A 14,568-nucleotide genomic window follows, 5' to 3' on the forward strand; every position below is an offset into this window, starting at 1 on the left:
CCACTGACTGAGTGGTGACGTGGGGGGAGCCGATGCGCATCGTCGGCTCCCCTTTTTCGTTTACTCGAACAAGGCATCCAAGGCCTGTTCCAGTCGGGTCACGGCAATCACCTGCAGCCCCGCTGGCGGCTCCTTCGGCGCATTACCTTTGGGCACGATGGCGCGCTTGAAGCCATGCTTGGCCGCTTCTTTCAGGCGCTCCTGGCCACTGGGCACTGGCCGCACCTCGCCCGACAAGCCGATTTCGCCAAACACCAGCAGCCCATGGGCCAACGGCCGGTTGCGCAGGCTGGACATCACCGCCGCCAGCAACGCCAGGTCCGATGCTGTCTCCAGCACCTTTACCCCGCCGACCACGTTGAGGAACACGTCCTGGTCATGGGTGGGAATGCCACCATGCCGGTGCAGCACCGCCAGCAACATGGCCAAGCGGTTCTGGTCCAGGCCCAGAGTGACCCGGCGCGGGTTGGCCAGGTGGCTGTCATCGACCAGCGCCTGCACCTCGACCAGCATCGGCCGGGTGCCTTCCCAGGTGGCCATGACCACACTGCCAGGCACTTCTTCCTGGGTACGGTTGAGGAAGATCGCGGACGGGTTGGACACCTCTTTCAGGCCACGGTCGGTCATGCCGAATACGCCCAGCTCGTTAACCGCGCCGAAGCGGTTCTTCACCGCCCGCAGCAAGCGCAGGCGGCCGTCGGATTCGCCCTCGAAATACAGCACGGTATCGACCATGTGCTCCAACACCCGCGGCCCGGCCAACGAACCTTCCTTGGTGACGTGGCCGACCAGGAAGATCGCCGTGCCACTCTGCTTGGCATAACGCACCAGCAACGCCGTGCTCTCGCGCACCTGGGCCACGCCGCCAGGGGCGGACTGCAACTGCTCGGTGAAGATGGTCTGGATCGAGTCAATCACCATGACCCGGGGCTTTTCCACCCGCGCGGTGGCAATGATGGTTTCGATACAGGTCTCGGTCATCACCTTGAGCTGGTCCTGGGGCAGGCCCAGGCGCCGCGAGCGCATGGCCACCTGCTGCTGCGACTCTTCGCCGGTGACGTACAACGCCGGCAGGCCCACAGCGATATTGCACAAGGTCTGCAACAAGATGGTCGACTTGCCGATGCCTGGATCACCACCGATCAGCACCACCGAGCCATCGACCAGGCCACCGCCGAGCACACGGTCGAGTTCGGTGCTGCTGGTGGTGAAACGCGGGATCTCTTCGACGCTGACTTCGGCCAGGGTCTTGATCTGCGCCTGCTGCCCGGTCCAGCCGGCGCGGCCGCTGGGGGCCGCCGCGCCACCGCTTTCGATCATGGTTTCGACCAGGGTGTTCCAGGCCCCGCAGTCGGCGCACTGGCCGGCCCATTTGGGGAAGGTCGCGCCGCACTCGGTGCAGCCATACAAGCGCTTGGCCTTGGCCATGGGCAGGGTCTCCTGGAAAAAACCGCCATGATAGCCGAGGCCGACGTGTCTCGAACCGCTCGAGATGCGACAAAACTATTCGTTCTAACCGCAGTCACTACCCCTGAAGCCAACGCATGAAGCGTTTTAGTGGCTTACACTGCGTTAACCTCACCATTTGTTACAAGGAATCAAACATGGGCATGCTCAGTGAGTTCAAGGCCTTCGCGGTCAAAGGCAATGTCGTCGACATGGCGGTCGGTATCATCATCGGCGCGGCCTTCGGCAAGATCGTCTCCTCGTTCGTCGGGGACGTGGTCATGCCACCACTGGGGCTGCTGATCGGCGGCGTCGACTTCAGCGATCTGGCAATCACCCTGAAGGCTGCCGAAGGTGATGTACCGGCCGTGGTGCTGGCCTACGGCAAGTTCATCCAGACCGTGATCGACTTCGTCATCGTCGCTTTCGCCATCTTCATGGGTGTGAAGGCGATCAACCGCCTCAAGCGTGAAGAGGCCGTGGCACCGACCACGCCACCAGTACCCACCCCGCAGGAAACCCTGCTGACCGAGATCCGCGACCTGCTCAAGGCGCAGAACCAGAATCGGTTGCCCTGAAATGGCTGGGGCCGCATCGCGGCCCCTTTGCATTACCAGTAGTTTTCCACCGCCACCTGCCCCGGCCGCTTGCTCAGGCTCAGTTGCAGGTCACGCGCCTTGAGCACCTTGCGTGTCTCGTCGATCATGTCGGGGTTGCCGCAGAGCATGATCCGAGAATGCTCGGGCGACAGCTCCAGCCCCGCCGCCTTTTCCAGCTCGCCATTCTCGATCAGCGTGGTGATACGCGCATTTAAAGCCCCTGGATGCTGCTCACGGGTGACCACCGGAATGAACTGCAGCTTGCCAGCGAACTCGGCCAGGTAATCCCGCTGCTCCAGCCCGGCGATGTCGTCTATATACGCCAGCTCTTTTGCCTCGCGGACCGAATACACCAGCTTGATGCTGTCGAAGCGCTCCCAGGCTTCGAAGTCCTGCAGGATCGACATGAAGGGCGCAATGCCAGTACCAGTCGCCAGCAACCACAGGTCGCGGCCGCCGACGAAGCGGTCGAGGGTCAGGTAGCCGAACGCCTGACGGTCGATCAACAGGCTATCGCCCTCGCCCAGGCGGCTCAGCTCGCTGGTGAATTCTCCCCCCGGAACCACGATTGAAAAGAAGTCGAGGTATTCGTCATGGGGAGCGCTCACCATCGAATAGGCACGCCAGACCACGCTGCCATCGGCCTTGGTCACGCCCAGCCGGGCAAACTGACCGGCCCGGAAGCGAAACCCTGGATCGCGCGTAACCCGCAGGCTGAACAGGCTTGGCGTCAGCGGCTGGACGTCGAGCAGGGTCTGGCGGGTAAATTTGTCGGCACTGGCGGTCATGACGGGCTCCGTGTATGGCGTGCGCCCAGTGTCGCGCAAAGCGGCCTGGATAAAAACCGCCGGAAAGTAGGGGCTCATCAAGTCGGCCATGTCTGGCCACATGAAAAATGCGGCCTCTATAACAAAAAATCCCAACATAACAGTCGGTCTTTTCCTACAATCATCCCGGTATGCAAACGGATCGGATCCACCACATCCAAGGGAGTGTGACAGATGCTTCAGTGGAATCATGAGCATCTCCATCAGTTGATCAGCGAAAGCACGCCGCAAAAGGTTTTTGATCTTGCTGTGCACCTGGCGCAAGACCTGGACATGGTGTTCCTGGGGCTGAAAGTCCGCATTCAACTGGCCGCGCAATCACCACGGCTGTACCTCTACAGCAACTATCCAGTCACGTGGATCGAGCGCTACCAGCGTGACGACTTCTACAAACGGGACGCAGCGGCGATCCGAAGCCATACCTCGACCCTGCCGGTGTTGTGGACCGACGACCTGTACCGCGAAGTGCCCGATTTCCGCGAGCAGGCTTGCGCACACGGGCTGCGCCATGGCTGGACGCAGTCATTGCATGACCTTCAGCATAATGAGAGCCAGGTCAGCATTTGCAGGCCAAGCAATGAAGTGAGCATCGCCGAGCTGTACGACAAATCCTGCAAGGTGCAATGGCTGTGTCACACCCTGCACGCGATCATCAGCGAACATCACCTGGCCAAGCTCAGCACGCCGTTGAATATGACCGAGCGCGAAATCGAAGTGCTCAAGTGGTCGGCCGCCGGCAAGACCGCCGCCGACGTTGCCTGCATCCTGACGCTGTCGCAAAGCACGGTGAACTTCCACATTCGCAGCGTAATCACCAAGACCAACGCCGCCAACAAGGCCGGTGCCATCGCCATCGCCATGATGCGCGGCCTGATCGAACAGTAGCCAGGCCTGCGGCCTCGGGCAAAGCCCTGTAGAATCGCGTACCAAAGCTCGTGGCGAACCGCCATGGGCAGATCCGTACCCGAGCCAGACGCCATGCCCCTGTTGACCACCCCCTACGCCGAACTCGACCTGATCCGCCAGCCGGACCAGGCCAACGACCCGCTGCAAGCCTTCGATGCCGCCGATGAATACCTGCTCGAACAGCTGCATGCCCAGGGCCTGGACGCCGGCAGCCGGGTGCTGGTGCTCAACGACAGCTTCGGCGCCCTGGCCGCCAGCCTGGTCGATCATCTGCAGGTAGTCAGCAGCGGCGACTCGCACCTGGCGCACATGGCGCTGGAGAAAAACCTGGCGCGTAATGGCAAGGCGTTCGACAGCGTGCCCTTCGTGCCGGCCAGCGAGCACTGGCAAGGCCCGTTCGACCGCGTGCTGTTGCGCGTGCCAAAGACCCTGGCACTGCTCGAAGAACAATTGATCCGCCTGCAAGGCCACTTGGCACCCGGCACCCAGGTGATTGCCGGCGCCATGATCAAGCACCTGCCGCGCGCGGCCGGTGACTTGATGGAAAAGTACATCGGCCCGGTACAGGCCTCGCTGGCGCAGAAAAAGGCTCGTCTGCTGACCGCCACGGTCGCCGACCGCCCTGCCGCCCGGTCGCCCTACCCGACCCGCTACTCGCTTGACACACCGGCACTGGACCTGGTCAACCATGCCAATGTGTTCTGCCGCGAGGGCCTGGATATCGGCACCCGCGCCTTCCTGCCCCACTTGCCGCGCAACCTGGGCAACGCCCGCATAGCCGACCTGGGCTGCGGCAACGGCGTGCTGGCCATTGCCAGCGCACTGGCCAACCCGGATGCGCACTTCACCCTGGTCGATGAATCGTACATGGCGGTGCAGTCGGCGCAGGAGAACTGGCAAGCGGCTCTGGGTGAGCGGCCGGTAACGGTCATGCCGGGAGATGGCCTGGCCGGGGTGGAAAAGCAGTCGCTGGATGTGGTGCTGTGCAATCCACCGTTCCACCAGCAGCAGGTGGTGGGTGACTTCCTCGCCTGGCGCATGTTCCAGCAGGCGCGCGAAGCGCTGGTGGTAGGCGGCGCGTTGTACATCGTCGGCAACCGTCACCTGGGCTACCACAGCAAGCTGGCGCGGTTGTTCCGTGGCGTGGAGCAGGTGGCCGCAACCCCGAAATTCGTGATCCTCAAGGCCCGTAAATAAAGACAGGGGGCGCCAGGCGCCCCCTTTTCATTCAATGGGTGGTCAGGCCAGCGGCCCCCATGAACAATCGCATCACCCAGGCCGCCACACCCAGGGCCGCCACGCTCATCGCCCAGATCAGCACCAGCCAACCCAGCCGTTGCCACAGCGGTTTCTTGTCTTCCAGGCCATGTTTACCGGTCATCATGCGGCCCTCCTAGTGATAGCCGTCTTCATGGGTCACCTTGCCGCGGAACACGTAGTAGCTCCAGAAGGTGTACATGAGGATGAACGGCAGGATGAACAACGTGCCCACCAGCATGAAGCCCTGGCTCTGCGGCGGCGCGGCGGCATCCCAGATCGAGATCGACGGCGGGATGATGTTTGGCCACAGGCTGATGCCCAGCCCGCTGTAACCCAGGAAGATCAACACCAGGGTGAGCAGGAACGGCGTGTAGTGCGCATTGCGCGCCACCGCCTTGAGCAAGCCGTAGAAGGTCACCAGCACCAGCAGCGGCACCGGCATGAACCAGAACAGGTTGGGCATGCTGAACCAGCGGTCGGCAATCTGCGGGTAGGCAATCGGTGTCCACAGGCTGACGATGCCGATCACCGCCAGCAGCACCAGCGCCAACGGCCGGGCGAGGTCGTGCATCTTCAATTGCAGGTCGCCCTCGGTCTTCATGATCAGCCAGGTACAGCCCAGCAGGGTGTACGCGACAATCAGGCCAAGGCCGCAGAACAGGCTGAACGGCGTCAGCCAGTCGAGGGTGCCACCGGCGAAGTGCCGGTCGACCACCTTGAAGCCTTCGAGGAAGGCGCCCAGCGCCACGCCCTGGAAGAAGGTGGCGACCAGCGAGCCGCCGATGAACGCCTTGTCCCACACATGACGCTTGTCGGCCTTGGCCTTGAAGCGGAACTCGAAGGCCACGCCACGGAAGATCAGGCCGATCAGCATCAGGATCAGCGGCAGGTACAGCGCTTCGAGCACTACGGCGTAGGCCATCGGGAACGCCCCGAACAGCCCGGCGCCGCCCAGCACCAGCCAGGTTTCGTTGCCGTCCCAGACGGGCGCAACGGTATTCATCATCACATCGCGGTCACGCTCGCCCTTGACGAAGGGGAAGAGCATGCCGATGCCCAGGTCGAAGCCATCCATCACCACGTACATCATGACGCCAAAGATGATGATCACGGCCCAGATCAGCGGAAGGTCGATACCCATGGCTCAGTTCCCCTTGCTCAGGCTGGCAGACTCGGCCTCATGGCCATCATCGGCGGCGGACAGCGGCCGCGCCGGCGTGCGTTGGGTGCCAGGGCCACCGGGGTTGTGTTCATCACCCTCGCCGGTCTGCGGGCCTTTGCGCACCAGGCGCATCATGTAGCCAAGGCCGGTGCCGAACAGGGCGAAGTACACCACCACGAACGCCACCAGGGTGAAGCCGAGCTGTGCATAACTGTGGTTGGACACACCATCGGCGGTGCGCATCAGGCCATACACCACCCACGGCTGGCGGCCGATCTCGGTGGTGAACCAGCCGGCGAGCAGTGCGATCAGGCCGGACGGCCCCATCCACAGGGCCAGGTACAGGAACGGCCGCGACGTGTAGAGGGTGCCGCGCTTGCGCAGCCACAGGCTCCACAGGCCGACGAAGATCATCAGGAAGCCGAGCCCGACCATGATCCGGAACGACCAGAACACGATGGTCGAGTTGGGCCGATCCTCAGGCGGGAACTCCTTCATCGCCGGCACCTGCTTGTCCAGGCTGTGGGTCAGGATCAGGCTGCCAAGCGCCGGGATCTCGACCTTGAAGCGAGTGGTTTCGGCCTTCATGTCGGGGATGCCGAACAGGATCAACGGGGTCGGCTCACCGGGCACGTTCTCCCAGTGGCCTTCGATCGCGGCGATCTTCACCGGCTGGTGCTTGAGCGTGTTGAGGCCATGGAAATCACCGATCACCGCCTGGATCGGGGCAACGACCAGGGCCATCCACATGGCCATCGACAGCATCTTGCGCACCGCTGGGTTGTCACGCCCACGCAGCAGGTGCCAGGCGGCCGAAGCGCCGACGAAGAACGCCGTGGACACGAACGCAGCAGTGGCCATGTGCATCAGGCGATAGGGGAACGACGGGTTGAATACCACCGCGAACCAGTCCACCGGCACCACCCGGCCATCGATGATCTCGTGGCCCTGAGGGGTCTGCATCCAGCTGTTGGAAGCGAGAATCCAGAAGGTCGAGACCAAGGTGCCGAGCGCGACCATCACCGTGGAAAAGAAGTGCAGGCCACGGCCAACGCGGTTCCAGCCAAACAGCATGACGCCCAGGAAACCCGCCTCGAGGAAGAAGGCGGTGAGCACTTCATAAGTCAGCAACGGGCCGGTGATGGAGCCGGCAAAGTCGGAGAAGCGGCTCCAGTTGGTGCCGAACTGGTAGGCCATGACCAGGCCGGAGACCACGCCCATGCCGAAGTTGACGGCGAAGATTTTCGACCAGAAGTGGTAGAGGTCACGGTAGACCTGGTTGTGGGTCCGCAGCCAGAGGCCTTCGAGGACTGCCAGGTAGCTCGCCAGGCCGATGGTGATGGCCGGGAACAGGATGTGGAACGACACGGTAAAGGCAAACTGCATTCGGGCGAGCTCTAAGGCCTCTATTCCGAACATGGTGCTTCCTCTTCAGATAATCCGGCGTCCGGGCTTGTGCCCCGTCGCCCACTGCCCCCACGGTAGTCGAGTGCGGCACATTGGAATTGTTCTGTTCGATCGCAGGGATTCCGGCCCGAGGGCCAATTCGTTAGATCTGGAACGATTGATCCAAGTCAACGATTGCTAGGAAGCATAGTCCCGAATGGCCCGCTGGGCCGTGTGGTTGATTGCCGCGTGACCCGTTGCCCCACCCTCTTTCGCGACACGTGAAAAAGTGCCGACCACGGCAAACAGTAACCGTTTGTTACAAACAGATGATACGCTGCGGGCCCCTCTACTGCGCCGAGGCCAACAGGTTTCCGATGTCCGATTCCGCACCGCAGTTGTTGCGTCATCACCGCCCCTTCATCGCCTTCTGGTTGGCCCGGGTGTTCACCGCCAGCGGCTTCCAGATGCTCACCGTGGCCATTGGCTGGCACCTCTACCAGCTGACCGGCAATGTGCTCGACCTGGGCCTGGTCGGCCTGGTCGAATTCGCCCCGCGGGTGCTGTTCATGCTGCACACCGGGCACGTCGCCGACCGCTATGACCGGCGCAAGGTCGCGGCGCTGTGCCAGAGCCTGCAGGGGCTGATTGCCCTGGCGCTGGCCGTGGGCAGCGCCACCGACAACGTCAGCCGCGAACTGATCTTCGCCCTGGCCTTCCTGCTCGGTGCCACCCGCTCGTTCGAGATGCCGGCGACCCAGGCGCTGTTGCCCAACGTAGTGCCGCCAGGGCTTTTCCCGCGGGCGGTGGCGGCCTCGGCCTCGGCAACCCAGGCGGCCACCATCGTCGCCCCGGCCGTGGGCGGCTTCCTGTACGCCTTCGGCAGCATCTGGGTGTACGGCCCGACCGTCGCCCTTTACGCCATCGCCTGCCTGTTGATGCTCAGCCTCGACTCGCGCCAGCAGGTGCCTCAGCGCGGCCGCGCCAGTATCGAATCGCTGATGGCCGGGATCCGCTTCATCCGCAGCCGGCCCGACATCCTCGGGGCCATTTCGCTGGACCTCTTCGCCGTGTTGCTCGGTGGCGCCACCGCCCTGTTGCCGGTGTTCGCCAAGGACATCCTGCTCACCGGCCCATGGGGCCTGGGCCTGCTGCGCTCGGCACCGGCGGTGGGGGCACTGCTGATGTCGCTGTGGCTGGCGCGCTTCCCGGTCGAGCGCAAGGTCGGCCGCACCATGTTCACCGCCGTCGGCCTGTTTGGCGTGGCAACCATCGCCTTCGGCCTGTCGACCTCGTTCTGGTTCTCGCTGGCGGTGCTGGTGGTGCTGGGCGCGGCAGACATGATCAGCATGGTGATCCGCGGTGCCTTCGTGCAGCTGGAGACGCCGGACGAGATGCGCGGGCGGGTGAGCGCGGTGAACGGCTTGTTCATCGGTGCTTCGAACCAGTTGGGTGAGTTTGAATCCGGGGTGACGGCGCACTGGTTTGGCACGGTGCCGGCAGTGGTACTGGGCGGCGTGGGCACGCTGGTGGTGACCGGGGTGTGGATAAAACTGTTCCCCACTCTGGCCAAGCGGGATCGTTTGCACAACGATTGATCGTTCGCTTGTACCGGCCTCTTCGCGGGCACGCCCGCTCCCACAGGGATCACCACAGATTTACAGATTTGCGCTGTACCTGTGGGAGCGGCGTGCCCGCGAAGAGGCCGGTAAAGGCTATAGAGCACCCTTTCCCCAACGGCGATAGGCCCCCGCCGAGCATGCTGGTATGATGCGCGGCTTTTTTCCGCCCCACACAAAACCACGGCATCCGCTACGGTCTGTGCTTTGCTGATGGGGTCGATACATTCACGGCGCGAGGGCGCCCTGGGGAGCGGGCATGCTGGACAGGCTGTTTCAACTAAAAGCACACAACACCAACGTGCGCACCGAGATTCTTGCGGGCGTCACCACCTTCCTGGCCATGGCCTACATCCTGTTCGTCAACCCGAGCATCCTCGGCGAGACCGGCATGGACAAAGGCGCGATCTTCGTCGCCACCTGCCTGGCCGCCGCCATCGGCTCGGCCACCATGGGCCTGATCGCCAACTACCCGATCGCCCTGGCGCCGGGCATGGGCCTGAACGCGTTCTTCACCTACACGGTGGTCCTGCACATGGGCCACACCTGGCAGGTGGCCCTGGGCGCGGTGTTCCTCTCCGCGGTAATGTTCTTCCTGCTGTCGATCTTCCGCATCCGCGAATGGATCGTGAACAGCATCCCGCTGCCGCTGCGTTCGGCGATTGCTGCAGGCATCGGCCTGTTCCTGGCGTTCATCGCCCTGCATAACGCCGGCATCGTCGTCGATAACCCGGCAACCCTGGTGGGCTTGGGCGACCTCAAGCAGCCAGCGCCGATCCTCGCCACCCTGGGCTTCTTCCTGATCGTCGGCCTCGAGTCGCTGAAGGTTCGTGGCGCGGTGCTGATCGGCATCCTGGCCGTGACCATCGTCTCGATCCTGATGGGCGTGACGCCTTTCGGTGGCGTCGTGTCGATGCCGCCATCGCTGGCGCCGACCTTCCTCCAGCTGGACATCAAGGGTGCCCTCGACGTCGGCCTGGTCAGCGTGATCTTCGCCTTCCTGTTCGTCGACCTGTTCGACAACTCCGGCACCCTGATCGGCGTGGCCAAGCGCGCCGGCCTGATGGGCAAGGACGGCCACATGCCGAAGATGGGCCGTGCCCTGATCGCCGACAGCACCGCCGCCATGGCCGGTTCCCTGCTGGGCACCTCGACCACCACCAGCTACATCGAATCCGCCGCTGGCGTGAGCGCCGGGGGCCGGACCGGCCTGACCGCCATTGTGGTCGCGATCCTGTTCCTGCTGGCGCTGTTCTTCGCCCCGCTGGCCGGTAGCGTGCCGGCCTTTGCCACTGCCCCGGCGCTGCTGTTCGTCGCCGTGCTGATGGCCTCGGGCCTGGCGGAAATCAACTGGGACGACGTCACCGAGGCCGCACCGGTGGTGGTGACCGCCCTGGCCATGCCGCTGACCTACTCGATCGCCAACGGCATTGCCTTCGGCTTCATCTCCTGGACCGCCGTCAAGCTGATCTCTGGCCGCCACCGCGACCTGAACCCGGCGCTGGTGATCCTTTCCATCCTGTTCGTCATCAAGCTGGGCTGGTTCAACGCATGAGTGCTGTCTTCGATCCCTCCGCCTACGACACCCAGCTCGAGGGCAAAGTCGCCCGCCTGCGCGAGCTGCTGGCGCCCTTCGGCGCGCCGGAACCGGCCGTTTTCGACTCGCCGCGCGAGCACTACCGCCTGCGCGCCGAGTTCCGCCTGTGGCGCGAGGATGGCCAGCGCCACTACGCGATGTTCGCCCCGGGCGACAAGCACAAGGCGATCCTGATCGACGACTTCCCCATCGCCAGCCAGCGCATCAATGAGCTGATGCCGCGCCTGAAGGCCGCCTGGCAGGCCAGCGAGGAACTGGGCAATCGCCTGTTCCAGGTGGAGTTCCTCACCACCCTCGCCGGCGATGCCATGGTCACGATGTGCTACCACCGCCCGCTGGACGAAGCCTGGGAAGTGGCTGCGCGCCAGCTCGCCAGCGACCTTGGCGTGAGCGTGATCGGCCGTTCGAAGGGCAAGCGCCTGGTGATCGGCCGCGACTATGCGGTGGAAAAGCTCGATGTGGCCGGTCGCGTCTTCAGCTACCGCCAGCCGGAAGGCGCGTTCACCCAGCCCAACGGCGCAGTGAACCAGAAGATGCTGAACTGGGCGTTCGAGGCCATTGGCGAGCGTGAGGACGACTTGCTGGAGCTGTATTGCGGCAACGGCAACTTCACCCTGCCGCTGGCCACCCGCGTGCGCCAGGTGCTGGCCACCGAAATCAGCAAGACCTCGGTCAATGCTGCGCTGAGCAACCTCGACGAGAACGCTGTGGATAACGTGCGGCTGGTGCGCCTGTCGGCGGAAGAGCTGACCCAGGCGCTGAACGAAGTGCGGCCGTTCCGCCGGCTGGAAGGGATCGACCTGAAAAGCTATGAGTTCGGCACCGTGTTCGTCGACCCGCCGCGTGCGGGGATGGACCCAGATACCTGCGAGCTGACCCGGCGCTTCGAGCGGATCCTGTACATCTCGTGCAACCCGGAGACGCTGGCGGCGAACATTGCCCAGTTGCAGGACACGCACCGCATCGAGCGTTGTGCGTTGTTCGACCAGTTCCCTTACACCCACCACATGGAAAGTGGCGTCCTGCTGGTACGGCGCTGACTTACAGATCGCCGGGGCTGCTTTGCAGCCCATCGCCGGCAAGCGCGGCTCCCACCTTGATCGGCGTACACCGGCCACTGTGGGAGCCGCGCTTGCCGGCGAAAGGGCCGCAAGGCGGCCCCAAAAGGCTTGAATCAGAAGTCGAAGAAGACCGTCTCCCCTTCCCCCTGAATACGGATATCGAAGCGATATGCCGTTTTCCCATCTACCTCGCAACGCTTGGCAATCAAAGTCTCGCGGCGCTGCGGCTGCTCGATCAGGTTGAGCACCGGGCACTTGGCATTGGCCTCGGCCTCATCATCGAAATACAGACGGGTATGCAGGTGGATGTTGATCCCCCGGGCAAACAGGCTGATGTTGATGTGCGGCGCCATTGGCACACCCGCAGCATTGTTCACCACACCCGGCTTGACCGTATACACGGTCCACTCGCCGGCATCGAAGGTGGTGGCGGTGCGGCCGAAGCTGTTGAAGGCGTTTTCCAGGTTGTAGGCATCCTGATACTGGCCATTGGCGTCGGCCTGCCACAGTTCCAGGAACGAATCACGCACCAGGTGGCCGTTGCCGTCATACACCTGGCCGATCAGCAGGATGTGCTCACCCGCAGCGTCGGGCTTGGCCAGGCGGTTCCAGATTTCCTGGTCGCGGGTCGGGTTGCCGGCCGCTTCCAGGGCCAGGCCGATGTGCACGTAGGGGCCGGCGGTCTGCGAGGGGGTTTCCGGCAGCAGTTCGATTGGCATGGCGGGGTCCTCAGCAGTTTTCAAAGTGGGTCTTGCGCTGGCCGCGCAGCACGATGTCGAAGCGGTACGCCAGGCAGTCCATCGGGTTGGCGTTGCTCATGTCGAGCTTGGCAATCAACTGCTGTACGGCTTCGGGGTTGGCGATCGACTTGACGATCGGGCACATCGGGATCAGCGGGTCACCTTCGAAATACAGCTGGGTGATCAGCTTGGTGGCGATCGAAGGGCCGCTGATGCCGAAGTGGATGTGCGCCGGGCGCCAGTCGTTCGGGCCGTTGCGCCATGGGTACGGGCCCGGCTTGATGGTGCGGAAGCTGTAGTAGCCGTCGCGGTCGGTCAGGCAACGGCCGACGCCACCGAAGTTCGGGTCCAGCGGCGCCAGGTAGCGGTCGTTCTTGTGGCGGTAGCGGCCGCCGGCGTTGGCTTGCCACATTTCTACCAGGGTGTTCGGCACAGGCTTGCCGTACTGGTCGACGACGCGGCCGGCAACGATGATGCGCTCGCCGATCGGCAGGCCACCGTTGTTGAAATTCAGCAGCAGGTCATGGTCGTGGGCACCGAAGCCCAGGTGGGAAAAGTCCGGGCCGGTGGTTTCGCTGATCGACTGCGGAATGCTGACCAGTGCCTGGCGCGGTGAGCGGGCAATGGACGTCTTGTAGTCGGGCGTCAGGGCCTTGGGGTGCCAGTTGCGATCACGGATCACGAAGCGGCTGTTGTCCTGGGCGGGCATGCCGGATTCCTCTCTTGGAATTATGAAAACGCCTGTACACGGCAGGCGGACTTGCAGTTTCAGATAGGTCGCGCGGGATGAATATTGAAATCAGCTGCCCATTACATAACCAAACGGTTATGTATTAGTGGCTTTGGCTGGGGTGATCTAATCTTTATCCCCATGTTTCACGCTCTGGAGAGCACTTCATGGAATGGCGAAAAGGCCGGCGCAGCGACAACGTGGTCGATGCCCGCGGCGAAGGGGGTGGCGGCGGCGGTATGCGATTTGGCGGCGGCAAGGGGCTGGGGCTCGGCGCGGTGCTGCTGATAGTCGGCATCGGCTGGCTGACCGGCCAGGACCCGCTGCAGATTCTTGGCCAGCTCGCCGGGCAGATGGATCAACAGCAACAGCAGACAGCGCCAAGTGGTGCCGGCGGCAAGGCACCGCCGGCCAATGACGAACAGGCGCAGTTCGTCGCCTCGATCCTGGGCGACACCGAAGACACCTGGAAGGCCTTGTTCGCTCAGGCTGGCAAGCAATACCGCGACCCCAAGCTGGTGCTGTTCAGCGGCCAGGTGAATTCGGCCTGCGGTTTTGCTTCCGCCGCAGTCGGGCCGTTCTACTGCCCGGCGGATCAGCGGGTCTACCTGGACATGTCGTTCTTCCGCGAAATGGAAACCCGCTTCGCTGCGGCTGGCGACTTCGCCCAGGCCTACGTGATCGCCCACGAGATCGGCCACCACGTGCAGACCTTGCTGGGGGTATCGGCCAAGGTCGATGCCGCACGGCGCAGCGGCCAGCGCATGGAAGGCGACAATGGCCTGCTGGTGCGCCAGGAACTGCAGGCTGACTGCCTGGCCGGGGTGTGGGCCTATCAGGCGCAGAAACGGCTGAACTGGCTGGAGCCCGGCGATGTCGAGGAGGCACTGAACGCGGCCAATGCCATTGGTGATGACCGGCTGCAGCAGCAGGGCCAGGGGCGCGTGATGCCCGATTCGTTCACTCATGGCACCTCGGCGCAGCGGGTGCGCTGGTTCAAGGCCGGGTTTGCCCAGGGTAATGTGAACAGCTGCGATACCTTCAGCGCGCGTTCTCTTTGAAATTTTGCGGCCGGTGTGGGAGCCGCGCTTGCCGGCGATGGGCTGCATAGCAGCCCCCAGCCATCTCCAAAAAGCAAACGTTTTCACATAGTTACAAATCAGCTGAAAAAGCGATTCAGCTTTCCCTTCGTCGTGCCGATAACACCTGCACGAATCAGCGGGCCCCCAGAACAA

The 14,568-nt window shown here is 63.5% G+C and carries 14 protein-coding genes; 7 read left to right on the forward strand and 7 right to left on the reverse strand.

Translation table 11 applies throughout. The features are described from left to right. Positions 1 to 60 precede the first annotated feature (60 nt). On the reverse strand, positions 61 to 1,428 hold the full coding sequence (radA, locus tag J7573_RS02955; RefSeq protein ID WP_060485566.1) for a DNA repair protein RadA: 1,368 nt from the start codon (positions 1,426 to 1,428) through the stop codon (positions 61 to 63). A 176-nt stretch (positions 1,429 to 1,604) separates the two neighbouring features. Between radA and mscL the strand changes: the two genes are divergently transcribed. Continuing rightward, positions 1,605 to 2,024, forward strand: coding sequence for a large-conductance mechanosensitive channel protein MscL (gene mscL, locus J7573_RS02960; protein WP_110639453.1), 420 nt, complete (start codon positions 1,605 to 1,607; stop codon positions 2,022 to 2,024). Between the two features lie 32 nt (positions 2,025 to 2,056). Here mscL and J7573_RS02965 read toward each other — a convergent pair whose 3' ends face one another. Then, positions 2,057 to 2,833, reverse strand: a complete 777-nt coding sequence (locus J7573_RS02965; protein WP_294325386.1) for a ferredoxin--NADP reductase — start codon at positions 2,831 to 2,833, stop codon at positions 2,057 to 2,059. Between the two features lie 213 nt (positions 2,834 to 3,046). On the opposite strand from J7573_RS02965, the gene J7573_RS02970 reads away from it, so the two are divergent. Next, a complete protein-coding gene (locus tag J7573_RS02970) occupies positions 3,047 to 3,757 on the forward strand; it encodes an autoinducer binding domain-containing protein (protein WP_294325387.1) in 711 nt (236 codons plus the stop codon). Positions 3,758 to 3,850: 93 nt separating this feature from the next. Further along, entirely contained in the window at positions 3,851 to 4,975 is a 1,125-nt protein-coding gene (locus tag J7573_RS02975) for a methyltransferase (RefSeq protein WP_294325560.1), read from the forward strand. Between the two features lie 31 nt (positions 4,976 to 5,006). On the opposite strand, the gene J7573_RS02980 is transcribed toward J7573_RS02975, so the two are convergent. The 3 genes from J7573_RS02980 to J7573_RS02990 are packed head-to-tail and all read right to left on the reverse strand — an operon-like array spanning position 5,007 to position 7,619. Then, on the reverse strand, positions 5,007 to 5,162 hold the full coding sequence (locus tag J7573_RS02980; protein WP_060508707.1) for a DUF2474 domain-containing protein: 156 nt from the start codon (positions 5,160 to 5,162) through the stop codon (positions 5,007 to 5,009). Between the two features lie 9 nt (positions 5,163 to 5,171). Next, positions 5,172 to 6,179, reverse strand: coding sequence for a cytochrome d ubiquinol oxidase subunit II (gene cydB / locus J7573_RS02985; protein ID WP_079226526.1), 1,008 nt, complete (start codon positions 6,177 to 6,179; stop codon positions 5,172 to 5,174). Positions 6,180 to 6,182: 3 nt separating this feature from the next. Further along, positions 6,183 to 7,619, reverse strand: a complete 1,437-nt coding sequence (locus tag J7573_RS02990) for a cytochrome ubiquinol oxidase subunit I (protein ID WP_294325394.1) — start codon at positions 7,617 to 7,619, stop codon at positions 6,183 to 6,185. A 344-nt stretch (positions 7,620 to 7,963) separates the two neighbouring features. Between J7573_RS02990 and J7573_RS02995 the strand changes: the two genes are divergently transcribed. The 3 genes from J7573_RS02995 to trmA all read left to right on the forward strand — a co-directional run bounded on the left by J7573_RS02995 (position 7,964) and on the right by trmA (position 11,842). After that, complete coding sequence (locus tag J7573_RS02995) at positions 7,964 to 9,184, forward strand: MFS transporter (RefSeq protein ID WP_294325396.1); 1,221 nt, start codon at positions 7,964 to 7,966, stop codon at positions 9,182 to 9,184. Positions 9,185 to 9,464: 280 nt separating this feature from the next. Beyond that, positions 9,465 to 10,760 (forward strand): NCS2 family permease, encoded by a 1,296-nt coding sequence (locus J7573_RS03000; protein WP_294325397.1) that lies wholly within the window; start codon positions 9,465 to 9,467, stop codon positions 10,758 to 10,760. Continuing rightward, a complete protein-coding gene (gene trmA / locus J7573_RS03005; protein ID WP_294325399.1) occupies positions 10,757 to 11,842 on the forward strand; it encodes a tRNA (uridine(54)-C5)-methyltransferase TrmA in 1,086 nt (361 codons plus the stop codon). Before J7573_RS03000 ends, trmA begins: the two co-directional genes overlap by 4 nt. 134 nt (positions 11,843 to 11,976) lie before the next feature. Here the strand turns inward: trmA and pcaG are convergent, their stop codons facing one another. After that, positions 11,977 to 12,582 (reverse strand): protocatechuate 3,4-dioxygenase subunit alpha, encoded by a 606-nt coding sequence (gene pcaG / locus J7573_RS03010; protein ID WP_294325401.1) that lies wholly within the window; start codon positions 12,580 to 12,582, stop codon positions 11,977 to 11,979. 10 nt (positions 12,583 to 12,592) lie between these two features. Next, positions 12,593 to 13,312 (reverse strand): protocatechuate 3,4-dioxygenase subunit beta, encoded by a 720-nt coding sequence (pcaH, locus tag J7573_RS03015; RefSeq protein WP_060508721.1) that lies wholly within the window; start codon positions 13,310 to 13,312, stop codon positions 12,593 to 12,595. A gap of 188 nt (positions 13,313 to 13,500) precedes the next feature. On the opposite strand from pcaH, the gene J7573_RS03020 reads away from it, so the two are divergent. Beyond that, positions 13,501 to 14,394, forward strand: a complete 894-nt coding sequence (locus J7573_RS03020; protein WP_294325407.1) for a neutral zinc metallopeptidase — start codon at positions 13,501 to 13,503, stop codon at positions 14,392 to 14,394. The last annotated feature ends 174 nt before the right edge of the window (positions 14,395 to 14,568 follow it).

This window comes from Pseudomonas sp., assembly GCF_017744435.1.
Taxonomy (GTDB): Bacteria; Pseudomonadota; Gammaproteobacteria; order Pseudomonadales; family Pseudomonadaceae; genus Aquipseudomonas.

Coding starts and splice junctions, on each gene's coding strand:
- radA (WP_060485566.1), bottom strand. CDS start 1,428: ATGGCCAAGGCCAAGCGCTTGTATGGCTGCACCGAGTGCGGCGCGACC.
- mscL (WP_110639453.1), top strand. CDS start 1,605: ATGGGCATGCTCAGTGAGTTCAAGGCCTTCGCGGTCAAAGGCAATGTC.
- J7573_RS02965 (WP_294325386.1), bottom strand. CDS start 2,833: ATGACCGCCAGTGCCGACAAATTTACCCGCCAGACCCTGCTCGACGTC.
- J7573_RS02970 (WP_294325387.1), top strand. CDS start 3,047: ATGCTTCAGTGGAATCATGAGCATCTCCATCAGTTGATCAGCGAAAGC.
- J7573_RS02975 (WP_294325560.1), top strand. CDS start 3,851: ATGCCCCTGTTGACCACCCCCTACGCCGAACTCGACCTGATCCGCCAG.
- J7573_RS02980 (WP_060508707.1), bottom strand. CDS start 5,162: ATGATGACCGGTAAACATGGCCTGGAAGACAAGAAACCGCTGTGGCAA.
- cydB (WP_079226526.1), bottom strand. CDS start 6,179: ATGGGTATCGACCTTCCGCTGATCTGGGCCGTGATCATCATCTTTGGC.
- J7573_RS02990 (WP_294325394.1), bottom strand. CDS start 7,619: ATGTTCGGAATAGAGGCCTTAGAGCTCGCCCGAATGCAGTTTGCCTTT.
- J7573_RS02995 (WP_294325396.1), top strand. CDS start 7,964: ATGTCCGATTCCGCACCGCAGTTGTTGCGTCATCACCGCCCCTTCATC.
- J7573_RS03000 (WP_294325397.1), top strand. CDS start 9,465: ATGCTGGACAGGCTGTTTCAACTAAAAGCACACAACACCAACGTGCGC.
- trmA (WP_294325399.1), top strand. CDS start 10,757: ATGAGTGCTGTCTTCGATCCCTCCGCCTACGACACCCAGCTCGAGGGC.
- pcaG (WP_294325401.1), bottom strand. CDS start 12,582: ATGCCAATCGAACTGCTGCCGGAAACCCCCTCGCAGACCGCCGGCCCC.
- pcaH (WP_060508721.1), bottom strand. CDS start 13,312: ATGCCCGCCCAGGACAACAGCCGCTTCGTGATCCGTGATCGCAACTGG.
- J7573_RS03020 (WP_294325407.1), top strand. CDS start 13,501: ATGGAATGGCGAAAAGGCCGGCGCAGCGACAACGTGGTCGATGCCCGC.